13 protein-coding genes are annotated in these 13,296 nt (G+C 64.6%); 3 read left to right on the forward strand and 10 right to left on the reverse strand.

Going from position 1 to position 13,296, the window contains the following annotated elements:
- Positions 1-29: 29 nt before the first annotated feature.
- The gene (locus KK137_RS01955) at positions 30-440 is read right to left on the reverse strand and encodes a MarR family winged helix-turn-helix transcriptional regulator (protein WP_214534371.1); all 411 of its coding nucleotides are present in this window, start codon (positions 438-440) and stop codon (positions 30-32) included.
- A 106-nt stretch (positions 441-546) separates the two neighbouring features.
- On the opposite strand from KK137_RS01955, the gene KK137_RS01960 reads away from it, so the two are divergent.
- Both KK137_RS01960 and KK137_RS01965 read left to right on the forward strand, forming a co-directional pair.
- Positions 547-1,407 (forward strand): p-hydroxycinnamoyl CoA hydratase/lyase, encoded by an 861-nt coding sequence (locus KK137_RS01960; RefSeq protein ID WP_214534372.1) that lies wholly within the window; start codon positions 547-549, stop codon positions 1,405-1,407.
- A 120-nt stretch (positions 1,408-1,527) separates the two neighbouring features.
- Positions 1,528-3,648: an acetate--CoA ligase family protein gene (locus tag KK137_RS01965; RefSeq protein WP_214534373.1), complete on the forward strand. Its 2,121-nt coding sequence runs from the start codon at positions 1,528-1,530 to the stop codon at positions 3,646-3,648.
- A gap of 51 nt (positions 3,649-3,699) precedes the next feature.
- Here the strand turns inward: KK137_RS01965 and KK137_RS01970 are convergent, their stop codons facing one another.
- Positions 3,700-4,836, reverse strand: coding sequence for a serine hydrolase domain-containing protein (locus KK137_RS01970; RefSeq protein ID WP_214534374.1), 1,137 nt, complete (start codon positions 4,834-4,836; stop codon positions 3,700-3,702).
- Positions 4,837-5,120: 284 nt separating this feature from the next.
- Here KK137_RS01970 and KK137_RS01975 point away from each other — a divergent pair, with 284 nt between their 5' ends.
- On the forward strand, positions 5,121-6,161 hold the full coding sequence (locus KK137_RS01975; protein ID WP_214534375.1) for a rod shape-determining protein: 1,041 nt from the start codon (positions 5,121-5,123) through the stop codon (positions 6,159-6,161).
- Positions 6,162-6,173: 12 nt separating this feature from the next.
- Here the strand turns inward: KK137_RS01975 and KK137_RS01980 are convergent, their stop codons facing one another.
- The 8 genes from KK137_RS01980 to tsaD form a co-directional block, all read right to left on the reverse strand.
- Entirely contained in the window at positions 6,174-6,398 is a 225-nt protein-coding gene (locus KK137_RS01980; RefSeq protein ID WP_214534376.1) for a hypothetical protein, read from the reverse strand.
- A gap of 65 nt (positions 6,399-6,463) precedes the next feature.
- Positions 6,464-7,639, reverse strand: a complete 1,176-nt coding sequence (locus tag KK137_RS01985) for an acyl-CoA dehydrogenase (RefSeq protein ID WP_214534377.1) — start codon at positions 7,637-7,639, stop codon at positions 6,464-6,466.
- 64 nt (positions 7,640-7,703) lie between these two features.
- A complete protein-coding gene (locus KK137_RS01990) occupies positions 7,704-8,090 on the reverse strand; it encodes a response regulator (protein ID WP_250893550.1) in 387 nt (128 codons plus the stop codon).
- Positions 8,091-8,166: 76 nt separating this feature from the next.
- On the reverse strand, positions 8,167-8,754 hold the full coding sequence (locus KK137_RS01995; protein ID WP_214534378.1) for a hypothetical protein: 588 nt from the start codon (positions 8,752-8,754) through the stop codon (positions 8,167-8,169).
- Positions 8,755-8,919: 165 nt separating this feature from the next.
- The gene (locus tag KK137_RS02000) at positions 8,920-9,663 is read right to left on the reverse strand and encodes an OmpA family protein (RefSeq protein WP_250893551.1); all 744 of its coding nucleotides are present in this window, start codon (positions 9,661-9,663) and stop codon (positions 8,920-8,922) included.
- A gap of 44 nt (positions 9,664-9,707) precedes the next feature.
- Positions 9,708-11,216 (reverse strand): lipopolysaccharide biosynthesis protein, encoded by a 1,509-nt coding sequence (locus KK137_RS02005; protein WP_214534379.1) that lies wholly within the window; start codon positions 11,214-11,216, stop codon positions 9,708-9,710.
- Positions 11,213-12,232, reverse strand: coding sequence for an NAD(P)H-dependent glycerol-3-phosphate dehydrogenase (locus KK137_RS02010; protein WP_214534380.1), 1,020 nt, complete (start codon positions 12,230-12,232; stop codon positions 11,213-11,215). Before KK137_RS02010 ends, KK137_RS02005 begins: the two co-directional genes overlap by 4 nt.
- Positions 12,229-13,266: a tRNA (adenosine(37)-N6)-threonylcarbamoyltransferase complex transferase subunit TsaD gene (gene tsaD / locus KK137_RS02015; protein WP_214534381.1), complete on the reverse strand. Its 1,038-nt coding sequence runs from the start codon at positions 13,264-13,266 to the stop codon at positions 12,229-12,231. The genes KK137_RS02010 and tsaD overlap by 4 nt, the downstream gene beginning before the upstream one ends.
- Positions 13,267-13,296 lie beyond the last annotated feature (30 nt).

A 13,296-nucleotide genomic window follows, 5' to 3' on the forward strand; every position in this document is an offset into this window, starting at 1 on the left:
GTTTCCTGTAGGCTAGAGAACCGCGCGCACTAACGCCAGAGGGCTTCCAATGCCGGGAGCAGGTGCGCGCGGTGCTCCACGGGCACGCGCTCAATCAGCTCTGCCTCAAAAGCCTCGACGACTCGCCGGCCCTGGGCAAGCCGTTCCCGGCCGGTTTCGGTCAGGTCGAGCCCACGTGACTTCCCGTCGATGGGCTCCCGCGCGATCAGCCCCGCATCCTCGATCCTCTTGAGCAGCGGCACCATGTTGGCCCGCTGAATGTCGAGCGCGCGGCCGACGGCACTGGCGGTGATGCCCGGGTTCTCGGCGACCAGGATCAGGACCGATACGTCCGATTGGCGCAGTCCCACCTGGCCCAGCCGGCTTGCCAGCTCCGCAGCCGTCGCGTTTGCGGCGCGCCGCAGCGCATAGCCGGGGTAGGAGGGAAGCGGATCGCGCATAAGCGCAACCGTAATGATTGCTGTTGTCCATAGCAACCACGATTGCTATAGCTGATAACGAAGTCAGCGGGATTCCCGCTTCGTTCAATCTGAGAGGAACTTTCAAATGGCCATGCCGTCGCAGCCGGATCCGCGTCCGGAATCCGAAACCGTTCGCTTCGATATCGTGGACGGTGTCGCCTGGGTCTATTTCAACCGTCCCGACAAGCGGAACTGCATGAGCCCGAAGCTCAACCGCCGCATGCTGCAGGTTCTCGAAGAGCTCGAGTTCCGTGATGACGTGCAGGTGCTGGTCCTGACTGGCGAAGGCTCTGCCTGGTCGGCCGGCATGGACTTGCTGGAATACTTCCGCATGAGCGAGGCCGAGGGCATTCACGCCACGCGCCGTTCGCAGCGCGAAGCCTACAGCTGGTGGGAACGCCTGCGTTGGTATGAGAAGCCGACGGTCGCCATGATCAACGGCTGGTGTTTCGGCGGCGCCTATGGCCCGCTGTTCGCTTGCGATCTCGCCTTCTGCTCGGACGACGCGCAGTTCGGTCTGTCGGAAATCAACTGGGCGATTCTGCCTGGCGGCGGTGCCTCGAAGGTCGCGGCCGAGCTGATGGGCTTCCGCGACGCCATGTATCACGCGATGATGGGCGAGAACCTGACCGGCAAGCAGGCCGCAGAGAAGGGCATGGTCAACGAGTCGCTGCCGGCGGACAAGCTGCGCGAGCGCGTGCAGCAGGTCGCCGACGTCCTCAAGAAGAAGGACAGTCATGCGCTGCGTGCCACCAAGTGGGCCGTGCGCCGTGTGCGCGAGATGACCTACGACAACGCCGAAGACTACCTGATCCGCGCGCAGGAAGCGCTCAACGACTTCGGTGGTTGGGAAACCCGCAAGGAAGCGACCAAGCAGTTCCTGGACGACAAGACCTTCAAGCCGGGACTCGGCGCGTTCGACAAGAACAAGGTCAAGGCGGACTGATGATCGTCCCCTCCCTGGCTGGGAGGGGATCGCAGGGTGGAGACACCCCCTAAACCCTCCCCCTTGAGGGGGAGGGCTTTTCGGCTATCAGGCCGATGACTTTCCGGAGAGAGGGATTCGATGACCGAGCGGCGTTTCACCAATCAGCAGATCGACCGGCTGCTGCGGCCCAAGTCCGTCGCCGTGATCGGCGCCTCGGACCGCAAGGGGGCGCTCGGTGCCACGCTGCTCAACAACCTCGTCCAGTATGAATTCGCGGGTGACATCTACCCGGTGAATCCGAAGCGTGACGAACTGCTCGGGCTCAAAGTCTACCACACCGTGGATGAGCTGCCCGAGGGCATCGACTGCGCGGTCCTCGCCATCCCCCGTCCCTTCGTGCTCGACACCGTGCGCGAACTCGCCGCGCGCAAGTGCGGGGCGGTGGTCATCTACTCGGCCGGCTTCTCCGAAGCGGGGGAGGAAGGCATGCGCGATCAGCTCGAACTCGGTGAGATTGCGGCCAAGCACGGGATGGTGATCGAAGGCCCGAACTGCCTCGGCTGCACCAACTATGTCTGGCGGGTACCGCTGACTTTCGTTGAGACCAACATGATGACGCCGCCCAAGGGCACTCGCGCAGTTGGCGTGGCGAGCCAGTCGGGCGCACTGGCCGCGGTCCTAGCGACCGCGCTGCATCCGCGCGGCTGCTATGTCTCTACCTCGGTTTCGACCGGGAACGAGGCTGCCTCGGGGGTCGAGGATTACGTCGAGTGGCTGATCGATGACGAGGACACCCACGTCATCGCCATGTACGTCGAGAGTCTGCGGCGTCCGAAGGCGTTCGTCGCTGCGGCCCGCCGCGCTCGCGCTGCCGGAAAGCCCATCGTGATGCTGCACCCGGGCAAGTCGAACAAGGCGCAGGAAAGCGCTGCCACGCACACCGGGGCGATGGCAGGCGACTATGCCCTGATGAAGGCCAAGCTCGCCCGCGAAGGCGTGATCTTCGCCGACACGCTGGAAGAGCTGGCCGATATAACCGAAATCGCCTTGCGTTGCCCGGCGCTGCCTGGCGCGAACATGGCGGTTCTGGGTGAGAGCGGTGCCCTGCGCGGCCTGGCGTTCGACATTGCCGAGGACATCGGCCTCGATCTGATCGATCTCAACGACGACAACAGTCCGGCCCTGCGCGCCGTGCTGCCGGACTTTGTGCCTGTCTCGAACCCGACCGATATCACCGCGCTCGGCCTGTCGGAGCCGGAGATCTACACAAAGGTCCTGACGGCGCTTCTCGAAGACGACCGCGTCGGCTCTGTGGTCGCCTCGATCATCCAGTCGGACCCGATTACCAGCGGCATCAAGTTCCCGCACATCATCAAAGTTCTAGAGGACGGTTCCTTCCCCAAGCCGCTGGTCTTCGCCGGCGTCGACGAGGGCGCCACCGTTCCCGAGGAATACATCGAGGGCCTACGCAAGGTCGGCATTCCCTGGTTCCCAAGCACCGAGCGCGCCTATCGCGCGATCGCTCGCCTGGCGGACCTCGCCAAGCGCGACCTGACCGACCGCTCGGGCGAACCGATCACGGTTCCCGGCATCGACACTGTTGCGGGCGTCGTTCCGGAGTACAAGTCCAAGGAACTGCTCCGCCCGCTCGGCATCGCGTTCCCCCAAAGCAAGTTCGCTGCCAGCGCTGACGACGCGGTCGGCGCTGCCGAGACCATCGGTTACCCGGTCGTGATGAAGGCCCAGGCCGCGGCTCTCGGTCACAAGAGCGACGCGGGCGGCGTCATCCTCAATCTCAAGTCCGGTGACGACGTGCGTGCCGCGTTCGACCGCATGTACGCCAACGTCGGCGCTTACGACGCTTCGATCGTGCTCGACGGCGTGCTGGTCGAGAAGATGGGGCGCATGGGCACCGAGATGATCGTCGGCGCCAAGAACGATCCGGAATGGGGTCCGGTTGTCCTGGCCGGTTTCGGTGGCGTCACGGCCGAAATCCTCAAGGACGTGAAGCTGTTCACCCCCGACATGGATCAGGCCGCGGTGCATGCTGGCTTGCTCGAACTCAAGCAGGCCGCGCTGCTCAAGGGCTATCGGGGTTCGCCGGCGCTGGACGTTGCCGCGCTGGCCGGACTGATCGTGCAGATCGGCCGGGTCATGGCCGGCAATCCCTCGATCCGTGAGATCGACCTCAACCCGGTCATCATCCATCCCGAAGGTGAAGGTGTCGTCGCGCTCGACGCGTTGATGCTGGTCGGCTGACGATAGGATCCGCCCTGTGGTTCGGCCTCACGGGGCGGATTCGGCCCGCACTCAGGTAAAGATGTCCGCCAGGCGAGAGGCGGGCCCGAGTACGTCTCCAGGTGAAACCATAAGATTGCTTCCCATCGCGATCGACAGGCCGAGGTCGGGATAGATCACCAGGCCGAAACGCCCGCCCGGGGTCGCGCCCGCGTGGTGCCACCGGAGGCGGCCGGACTTGTCGACATCGACACGCCAGCCCAACCCGAGGGGCGGCGAATTGGTCGTGGCCTTGGTTAGCGGGGTGAACAGCAGCTTCCTCTCGGCGCCGCTGATCCGTGAGTTCGGAGAGGCGAGATGCGCGGCACCAAAACGTGCGGCGTCTGACGGTGTCATCAGCAGACCGGCACCAGCCCAGCAGTAAGCGGGATTGTTGGTGGGGATATTGATGTAACCGTCGCTAAGCCTGGGGCGCGCTTCCACGGCCAACTGGTCGAAGAACATGTTCCGCTCAAACTCGATCATGTAGCCGCTGGCGCGAAGCGGCAGCACGGTTAGGGGGGCGTCCTCGGTCAGGCTCGGTAGTGCGAAGGGCCGGGCGATCTCGCGCTGGATCAACTCCAGGAACGGAAGATCCGCTGCGGCCTCCATGACAATCGAGGCCAAGCTGTACCCGTAGGAAGAATAGCTGACGCTGGTGCCGGGCCTGGCGATCAACGGGTCTTCAATGAACAGGGCCAGGATGTCCCCGTTCGTGGGATAGGCCCGGGCGTAGATCGCTCCGCCGGGCGCCTTGATGTCGAAGTCCTTGGCCAGGTAGTGCCGCACGCCGCCCTGATGGGTCAGCAGCTCCTTCATCGTGGTCGCGCGGTGATGCTTGGGTAAGTCAGGTAGCCACGCTGATATTGGAGCTTTGAGGTCGATCACGCCAGAGGACACCAGCTTAGCCGCGGCTGTCGCGGTTACGGCTTTGCTGACCGAGCCGAGGCGGAAAAGGTGGGCGGTCGTTGCGGGAACGTCGAACTCCAGGTTCGACTTGCCATAGGCGGCAGCCCAAACGACTTCGTCTGCCCGCGCGACTGCCAGCGACAAGGCCGGAGCCTTCGCCGGGCCGGCCTTGAAGACCTCGCGCGCGAGGTGGTCGGCCGGGTGGATCTGAGCCGATGAGCCGTCTTTCTCCGTCCGGATCGTCGCGGAACTTGTGGTCATGTTTTCGGCTCCCAAGTGTCCTAGATGCGCAATACACTAGCATTCCTCAAGTGCACTTGAGCATCGGCAAACGAGCGTTCGATGCCGATGAACGACAACGCGTTAGGCCCCATTTTCGAGGACTCTTCGAGATCGGGACTGGTGACCGCCCCCCTGTTCGTCGCCTTATGGCCACCTTCGGTCGCGGTTAGGGCCGATATGTGAAACCGTTAACACTGTAGACAGGAAAGGGTGCTGATCTCGTCCCAATCCCCAAGGGGGGAAGGGTCGGGACAAACTAAAACATGTCGATTTTTAGCGTCATGCCGTTCGCTTCGGCGGACTTGGCCATTGACCTCGGAACAGCGAACACCGTCGTCTATCTTCGCGATCACGGTGTCGTGCTGGCGGAGCCATCGGTTGTCACCATCGAGACCATAAACGGCATCGATACAATTCGTGCGGTGGGTGAGGATGCCAAGATGATGCTGGGCAAGACTCCCGAAAACGTCCGCACCGTCCGTCCGCTCCGCAATGGCGTCATCGCTGACCTCGAGATCGCCGAGCACATGATCAAGCATTTCGTACGCAAGGCGCGCGAGCGGCTTGGCCCGCGCCGCTTCAAGAGCCCCGAGATCGTGATCTGCGTCCCCTCCGGCTCGACCGCGGTAGAGCGGCGCGCGATCCGTGACGCCGCTTCCAATGCGGGAGCGAGGCAGGTGTGGCTGATTGAGGAACCCATGGCGGCTGCGATCGGAGCGGACTTGCCCGTAGTCCATCCAATCGGATCAATGGTGGTCGATATCGGCGGCGGCTCGACCGAAGTCGGAGTTATGTCGATCGGCGGAATGAGCACTTCGCTTTCGGAGCGGGTCGGCGGCGACCAGATGGACGAGGCCATTGTTTCTTATGTCCGCCGTCATCACAACCTGCACATCGGGGAAGCGACGGCGGAGCGGGTCAAGAAGGACGCGGGCTCCGCGATTTGCGACGGCAGCGAGGAAATCATCACCATCCGTGGCCGCGATGCGGTTCGGGGTATCCCGCGCGAAGTCTCGATCAAGCGATCGGATGTGGCTGACGCTTTGGCAAGTACCGTCTCGCAGATCGTCGACGCCGTTCGCCGCGCGCTGGAGACGACTGCACCGGAAATCGCTGCCGACATTCTCGAGCATGGCATCGTGATGACCGGTGGCGGTTCGCTGCTTCACGGGATCGATCAGCGTCTCTCGGAAGTGACTGGGCTTCCGGTTCGCGTGGCCGAGGATCCGCTCAATTGCGTGGCGCTGGGCGCGGGCCGGGCTCTCGAGGATACCGGTTACCGGGCCGTTCTGCTGGCGGCCTGACCCCGTCGAAGATCAGCGAGCCGACGCTTTGGGTGCCGGTTTGGTCGCCGCCTGCTTTTCGGCGTAGCGCTTGAGCACATAACCGCCCACGGCCGCTGCTACGAGAGTGACCGGGCTCATCCGGCGGATCGCTGCGACGATGCCTACCCCAAGCAGTGCGCCCACTGGGCCACTGACCCCGCGCGCATGTTCAGCCACTTTCGCACCGGCGAGGGCGCCGATCATCTTCCCGATCATCTCGAACTCCTTGGTTGCAATCGAATAAAGCGGTCAACCAAGGCAGGGGTTCCCCGGAGTCAGGCTTAGAACGCGGCGATCCCGGTGATAGCGCGTCCGAGGATCAGCGCATGGACATCATGCGTGCCCTCGTAAGTGTTGACGCTCTCCAAGTTCAGCATGTGCCGGATCACCTGGTATTCTTCGGAGATGCCGTTCCCGCCATGCATGTCCCGCGCCCAGCGGGCGATTTCCAGCGCCTTGCCGGCGTTATTGCGTTTGACGAGGCTGATCATCTCAGGTGCGAACCGCCCTTCGTCCATCAGCCGCCCCACTTGGAGCGAGCCCTGAAGGCCCAATGCGATTTCGGTCGCCATGTCCGCAAGCTTCTTTTGAAACAACTGGTTCGCCGCGAGCGGCTTGCCGAACTGCTTACGGTCGAGTCCATATTCGCGCGCTGCGGCGAGGCAGAACTCCGCGGCGCCCATGGTGCCCCACGAGATGCCATAGCGGGCGCGGTTGAGGCAGCCGAATGGCCCCTTCATACCTTCGACGCCGGGCAGCAGGGCCTCGGCCGGAAGCTTGACCTCGTCCATCATGATCATGCCGGTCGTCGAGGCCCGCAGCGAGAATTTGCCCTCGATCTTTGGAGCCGAGAGGCCGGGCATTCCTTTCTCGAGCAGGAAGCCACGGATGCGCCCATCGTGCGCTTCGCTCTTGGCCCAGACCACGAACAGGTCGGCGAACGGAGAGTTGCTGATCCAGGTCTTGCTGCCGGAGATGACGAACCCGTCGCCGTCCTTCCTGGCATAAGTCCGCATCGAAGCGGGATCGGATCCGGCGTCGGGCTCGGTAAGGCCAAAGCAGCCGATCAACTCCCCGCTGGCGAGGCGCGGCAGGTAATTGGCCTTCTGCTCCGCCGAGCCGTAGGCGTGGATGGGATACATCACGAGGCTGGATTGGACCGAAGCCATCGACCGGTAACCCGAGTCCACCCGCTCGATCTCTCGGGCCACCAAACCATAGGAAACGTAGTTGGCGCCCGCTCCGCCGAACTCGTCGGGAACGGTCACCCCGAGTAGTCCGGCCTCTCCCATCAAGGGAAACAGCTCCGGCGCGTCGATCTCTTCGCGGAAGCCCTCAATCACCCTCGGCTGGAGCACGTCCTGGGCAAAGCCCCGCGCGGCGTCGCGGATCATCCGCTCTTCTTCGCTCAGCTGGCCTTCGAGGTCGAGCGGATCAGCCCAGCTGAATGGCACCATGTCTGCAAGTCTCCTTTGCAACCGGTTTAGCGGCTGCGGAGGGTCTCGCCAATCGTTGCGATGGTTATCCGGCGTGCGCCTTGGCTACGGCTTCCTGCAGTACCTCGATCAACTGATCGGGAGGGCAGGGTTTGCTGCACGCTACGGCATCGGGATAACGGCTACGAACCTCTTCGGGGGGCACGTGCCCGGAATGGAAGATGATCGGGACCCCGGCTTCGACCAGTTCGTCGGCCAACGGGTAGACCTCGCCGTCGCTGGTCTGAATGTCGAGGATGGCGCAATCGGGCATCCCTCCTCGAATTGAAGCCAAGGCCCTTTTCTTGTCAGGGAAGGGACCCTCCAGCGCGTAGCCAAGGTCTTTCACCGTTTCCGACAAGTCGAGCGCAATGATGAACTCATCTTCAACGACAAGCACCGTCGGCCTGTCATACCCAGCGGGGCGCGCCATCTCTCAGGTCTCCCGGGCCGACACCTGGGCCCAAATAAGACAAGTCGACCTGTGTCCGATTGTTCCCGTGGCGCGATTAGAGTTTTCCGAACTTTGCCTCGTATCCGGAGGTATCGCCTGCCGCCAGGAGGCGCGCCTGGGTCGGCCAGTCGTCGCGGCGGATGCGGCCCTGGAAGCGACCGAGTTGGGCATCGATCCGGTCGATCTCGGCATCGTCCCAGTCTGAAATCTGGGCGAAGCTGGTGACGCCCAGCTCCTTGAGCTGCTGGGCGATCTTGGGGCCCAGACCCTTGATCCGCGTAAGGTCGTCAACACCCGGCGACCCGGGCGCTTCCGCAGGGGCCGGGGCTGCGACGGGGGCCGCCGCAGGCGCGGGGGGAATTGTCGGCTCAGGCGCGGCCTCGACCGGTGCGACCGCTGCGGCAACCGCCTCGCCCACCCCAGCAAGTCCGACAGGAGTTTGGGGCGGAATCTCAACTTGGGGCGTCGCCGCTGGCGGAGCGTCGATCAGCGCCTGGTTGCGCTTGGCCGGCGCCCCCTCGTCGCTGCGGTTGATCTCGACCTTTGTCCGGCGCGATGCGACCAGAACCCACCAGGCGGTGAGCAACCCGATGACCAGGGCGATAATCAGGAAGATCCAGTTTTCCTGCACCAGCTCAACCATCAGCGATCTCCTTCCTGATTTCTCGGCCCCAGAGGATCCAGCCGATGGCGATCCCCGTCACGTAGGCGACCAGCATCAGGATCAGCAGTTCCATCCATATGGGCATGAATGGATCTTTAGGGGGCGAAGCTGCCGCTTTGCAATCTCTCTGCCGAAAAGGTCGATCTAGCGCGGACCGGGTGTGTCGACGGGTGTGGGCTTGACCGGCTGGATCGCAAGGACGCTGAACTCGATACGCCGGTTCGCCGGATCGGTGGCGTCGAGGCCTTCGACCGGGGAGCGCGAACCCAAGCCGCGAGTCCGTAGCCCATCGGCGGGAATGCCGCGCTCGATAAGCGCATCGCGAACGGCGCGCGCCCTGGCCAGCGAAAGCTGAAGGTTGCCCGGTTCCGGCCCTGAAGAATCGGTGTGACCGGTGATCGCGATAATGCTGCCGAGGCAGGGCCGAAGGGCCGCCGCCACTTCGTCGACGAGTTCCCCGCTCGCTGCCTGGATACGCGAGGAACCTCCCTCGAACCGAATGGTACGGGAGTTCAGCAGCGCCTCCACGTCATCCTGGCAGTGTTGAGGCTTGATCGAAGACTGGGTGGTCACCGCAAGGGCGGTGCCGTCCACCCAGGTTACGCCGCCAACGCCGGGAACGGCCGAGACGGCCTTCGCCACGCGGTCTCGGGTTCCCTCATCGAGCTTTTCACCGCCGCTCAAGAGCGGATGGCGGGATGGCGATCCGGTTGCCGTGGCGAATCGCGCTTGCACCGGCGCACCGCCCGCCTTGGCAATCGCCACTCTGGCCTGCGCATCGAGGTGGGCGGCCATATCCCGCCCATTCAGCGCGTTCGCCAGGAAAGCGAGAGCAGCGACCGGCACGAGACCAAGCAATACGGTGACGGGACTACGCATCATGGGCATCGTGGGGACCCTAGCTTGATAGGTCGCCGCGCGTCGAGAGGAAGCTAGTGCCCCTCTTCAACCTCTTCCTGTTTGACCTTGCGGGCAAAGAGGACGCGGTCTTCAGGTCCGAAGCCGCGGGTCCAGATGATCCATCCGTAGACAGCCATGATGGCGGGAATGCCAATCACCAGCTGGGCCCATTCAGGCATGCGGATCACGACTTGCCCGACTACGACCGCCGCCGCCGATGCCACGACCAGCGCCCAGCGCCAGTTGTTGATCGTACGGCCGACTATGCGGCTGAGCATGATGGCCTTGATGACCGAGGAAACCCCGAGCGCGAGCATCAACGACGCGGCAACGGCCGCCGCCCGCCAGCCGTCATTGAAGTCCAGCTTGTCGGCGATCAGCATCGCTCCCACGGTCAAGCCACCTTGCAGCGCGATCGTGCCGAAGGAGACCCATAGGTTTCGCAATCTCGCGACATAAATAAGCGCAGCCTCGGAAACCACCGCCGTCGCGGCGACGACCTCGGCCGCGAGAAGGAAGCCGAGCGCGCCGGTGGCGCCGACGAAGTGCGGTCCGACCAGGCCCATGATCGCCTCGCCTGGAATGCCCAGTGCCAGACCGACACCCGCCTGTGCCGCGGTGATCCAGAAGCCGACCTGGCAGACCTGCTTGGCGATCGCCGCGTAGTCCTTCTCCTTCAGCTTGCGCGTAAGGACGGGGCCGAGGATCGGTTCGAAGCTGGTCTTCAGCTTCTGCGGCAGGCTCGCGACCTGTTGGGCCACATAGTAGATACCGACCGCAGCGGGGGCGGCGAACAGGCCAAGGATGAAGATGTCGAGCCGTCGCGTGCCCCATTCGATCGTGTCGGCGGCGGCCACGGGTAGCCCGCGCGTTGCCATGCGCGCCATCCGCTTGGGACTGAATTGCCATCCCCGGGGCAGGCCGTAGCTCTTGAAGAACGGCCAGGCGGCCGTGAGGAGCGCAGCGTAGATCGAGATGATGTAGGCGAGCGAAAGGCCGCTCTGCGGTGCGACGAATACCAGGACACCGGCCATGATCGAGATGGTCCACGGCTCCACCACGGCCCGGGCACGCACGGTGGCGGCCACATCGTAGCGGTAGGCTTGGGCCGCAAGCAGGATCTCGGTGGCGGCCAGGGCCGGGATCGCCAGCACCAGCATGCGGTCGACTTCGGTATAGATCCCGCTCGGGAACATCGGCGCCGGCACGATCCATAGCGCCAGGCCGGCTACAATCCCCGCCAGCAGAGCAACCGCCAGGCCATCGAACACGAGATGGGTCTGGTCCCCTTCGCCTTCGGAAAGGCGCTGCGCGAGGCCGCGCTTTTCGCCGAAGGTGCAGACCATTGCCGCGAGTTCGACGATCACCAGGGCAGAAGCGAAGCGGCCCAGGGCATCCGGTCCGTAGAAGCGTCCCGCGATAAACAGGAACGGTAGCCGCGCCGCCAAGCGCAGGAGGAACCCCAACAGATTGGTTCGACCGCCCTTGGCTAGCACGGCGAGATCGCCGCCCGGAGCCTCACCCGCAGGAGCGGGCGTCAAATCGCAGGCCTTTCAGGCAAGGGCGAAGGTTGATCCTCAGCCGTCAGCGGGCGGGCGAGGATTCGCGACACCACCTCAAGCGCAGGGGCACCTTCAAGCAAGTGTCCGACCGACTCGACGATCGGCATGCTGACCCCGTACCTCTGCGCGAGCTCGACCAAAATGGGTGCAGTGTGGGCCCCTTCGGCAACGGTGTGCCGCTCTCGCATAAGGGCTTGGGGATCCTGTCCTTGCCCAAGCGCTACGCCCAGCGAGAAGTTGCGGCTGGACGTCGACGAACAGGTCAAGACAAGGTCGCCTAGCCCACAAAGACCGGCGAGCGTCGCCCGCTGGGCGCCAAGGGCGTCGCCGAAGCGCTGCATTTCGGCATAGCCGCGCGCGATCAGGGCGGCGCGGGCATTCTGGCCAAGACCCAGGCCGTCGACCACCCCACAGGCGATGGCGAGCACGTTCTTGACCGCTCCGCCGATCTCGGCGCCGGTTAGGTCGTCGCTGAAATACGGGCGGAAAGCGGGGCGGGCGATCGCCGTAGCAAGCCGCTGCCATTGAGCCTCGCCACCCCCACAGGCGAGAGTGACGGCCGTGGGCAAGCCCGCGGCGACCTCATGCGCAAACGTCGGGCCGGAGAGCACGGCGATCTCGCTGTCGGGCGCGGCCTCGGCGGCGACCTGGTGCATCATGCGGCCGCTGCTGGCCTCGATACCCTTCGCGCAGAGCACGAGGTCGCGCGGGTAAGCGGGCATCCGCGCCATCGTTGGGGCGAGGTGCTGGGCGGGCGTGACAAGCAGCAGTATTTCGCAGCCTGCGGCGTCGGCAAGGTCGTTGGTGGCGCGGATTGTCGGCGCCAGCGATGCCGAGGGCAGGAACAGCGAGTTGGTGTGCCGGGCGTTGATTTCCTCGGCGAGTTCCGCCTCGAGCACCCACAACAGGACTTCGCGCCCGTCAGAAGCGAGCATCTGCGCGAGCGCGGTGCCCCAAGCACCTGCTCCGACAACTCCTATCGTTGCGGCGCTCATCCTTTGACTCCCGCGCCACGTACCGGTGTCGCCTCCGGATCAAGCGGCCAGCGCGGCCGGGCCGCAACGTCGAGCGCGTCACCCGGACGGCCCTTCTCGAGCCACTCCAGCCCCGCCCAGGCGATCATCGCGGCATTGTCGGTGCACAGCGCAGGGGGTGGCGCCACAAAACGCACGCCGTGGCTGGCGGCGAGGTGTTCAAGAGCAGCGCGCACGCTGCGGTTGGCGGCAACTCCTCCGGCTACGACCAATGCGGTCACTTCGCCCATAGCCGAAAGGGCGCGGGTGGTGCGATCGAGGATGCAGTCGATAGCGGCCTGTTGGAAGCTCGCGGCGATGTCGGCCGCGCGGTACTTCCCACTTTCGTGCGCGCGTAGGACCGCGCTCTTGAGACCGGCGAAGGAAAAGTGCGGCTCCTCACTTCCGAACAGGGGGCGGGGCAGGGGGACGGCCTTTGCGTCACCTTCCGCTGCGAGACGTTCGACGGCAGGTCCGCCGGGAAAGCCGAGCCCCAGAATCTTGGCGGTTTTGTCGAATGCCTCACCGAGCGCGTCGTCAATCGTGGTCGCCAGGCGCCGGTAGCGGCCCACGCCATCCACACGAAGCACCTGGCAGTGTCCGCCCGATACGAGCAACAGTGCGTAGGGAAACTGGAGATCCGCGTCGGCGAGCCGGGGGCTCAGCGCGTGACCTTCGAGATGGTTGATCGCGAGCAAGGGGCGGTCGCTCGCCATGGCGAGGGCCTTGGCAGTCACAAGTCCCACCATGACTCCGCCGATCAGGCCGGGCCCGGCCGTCGCAGCTATGGCAGAACAATCGTCCAGCGATAGCCCGGCGTCGTCGAGCACGCGTCCTATTAGCGGCGTCAGCCGCTCAGCATGGGCCCTGGCAGCGATTTCGGGAACCACGCCGCCATAAGGGGCGTGGCTGTCGTCTTGCGAAGCGATGGCCTGGGCGAGAATGCGACGGTCTTCCGTCACCAGCGCCGCGGCTGTCTCGTCGCAACTGCTCTCGATGCCCAGTACGATCCTCATCCGGTGCTTCCACTGGACGCAAATGACAAT

Source organism: Croceibacterium selenioxidans (genome assembly GCF_018599195.1).
Classification (GTDB): Bacteria; Pseudomonadota; Alphaproteobacteria; order Sphingomonadales; family Sphingomonadaceae; genus Croceibacterium_A; species Croceibacterium_A selenioxidans.

Bases quoted from the DNA above. Each gene is read 5' to 3' on its own strand.
- KK137_RS01955 (WP_214534371.1), bottom strand. From the start codon at position 440: ATGCGCGATCCGCTTCCCTCCTACCCCGGCTATGCGCTGCGGCGCGCC.
- KK137_RS01960 (WP_214534372.1), top strand. From the start codon at position 547: ATGGCCATGCCGTCGCAGCCGGATCCGCGTCCGGAATCCGAAACCGTT.
- KK137_RS01965 (WP_214534373.1), top strand. From the start codon at position 1,528: ATGACCGAGCGGCGTTTCACCAATCAGCAGATCGACCGGCTGCTGCGG.
- KK137_RS01970 (WP_214534374.1), bottom strand. From the start codon at position 4,836: ATGACCACAAGTTCCGCGACGATCCGGACGGAGAAAGACGGCTCATCG.
- KK137_RS01975 (WP_214534375.1), top strand. From the start codon at position 5,121: ATGTCGATTTTTAGCGTCATGCCGTTCGCTTCGGCGGACTTGGCCATT.
- KK137_RS01980 (WP_214534376.1), bottom strand. From the start codon at position 6,398: ATGATCGGGAAGATGATCGGCGCCCTCGCCGGTGCGAAAGTGGCTGAA.
- KK137_RS01985 (WP_214534377.1), bottom strand. From the start codon at position 7,639: ATGGTGCCATTCAGCTGGGCTGATCCGCTCGACCTCGAAGGCCAGCTG.
- KK137_RS01990 (WP_250893550.1), bottom strand. From the start codon at position 8,090: ATGGCGCGCCCCGCTGGGTATGACAGGCCGACGGTGCTTGTCGTTGAA.
- KK137_RS01995 (WP_214534378.1), bottom strand. From the start codon at position 8,754: ATGGTTGAGCTGGTGCAGGAAAACTGGATCTTCCTGATTATCGCCCTG.
- KK137_RS02000 (WP_250893551.1), bottom strand. From the start codon at position 9,663: ATGCCCATGATGCGTAGTCCCGTCACCGTATTGCTTGGTCTCGTGCCG.
- KK137_RS02010 (WP_214534380.1), bottom strand. From the start codon at position 12,232: ATGAGCGCCGCAACGATAGGAGTTGTCGGAGCAGGTGCTTGGGGCACC.
- tsaD (WP_214534381.1), bottom strand. From the start codon at position 13,266: ATGAGGATCGTACTGGGCATCGAGAGCAGTTGCGACGAGACAGCCGCG.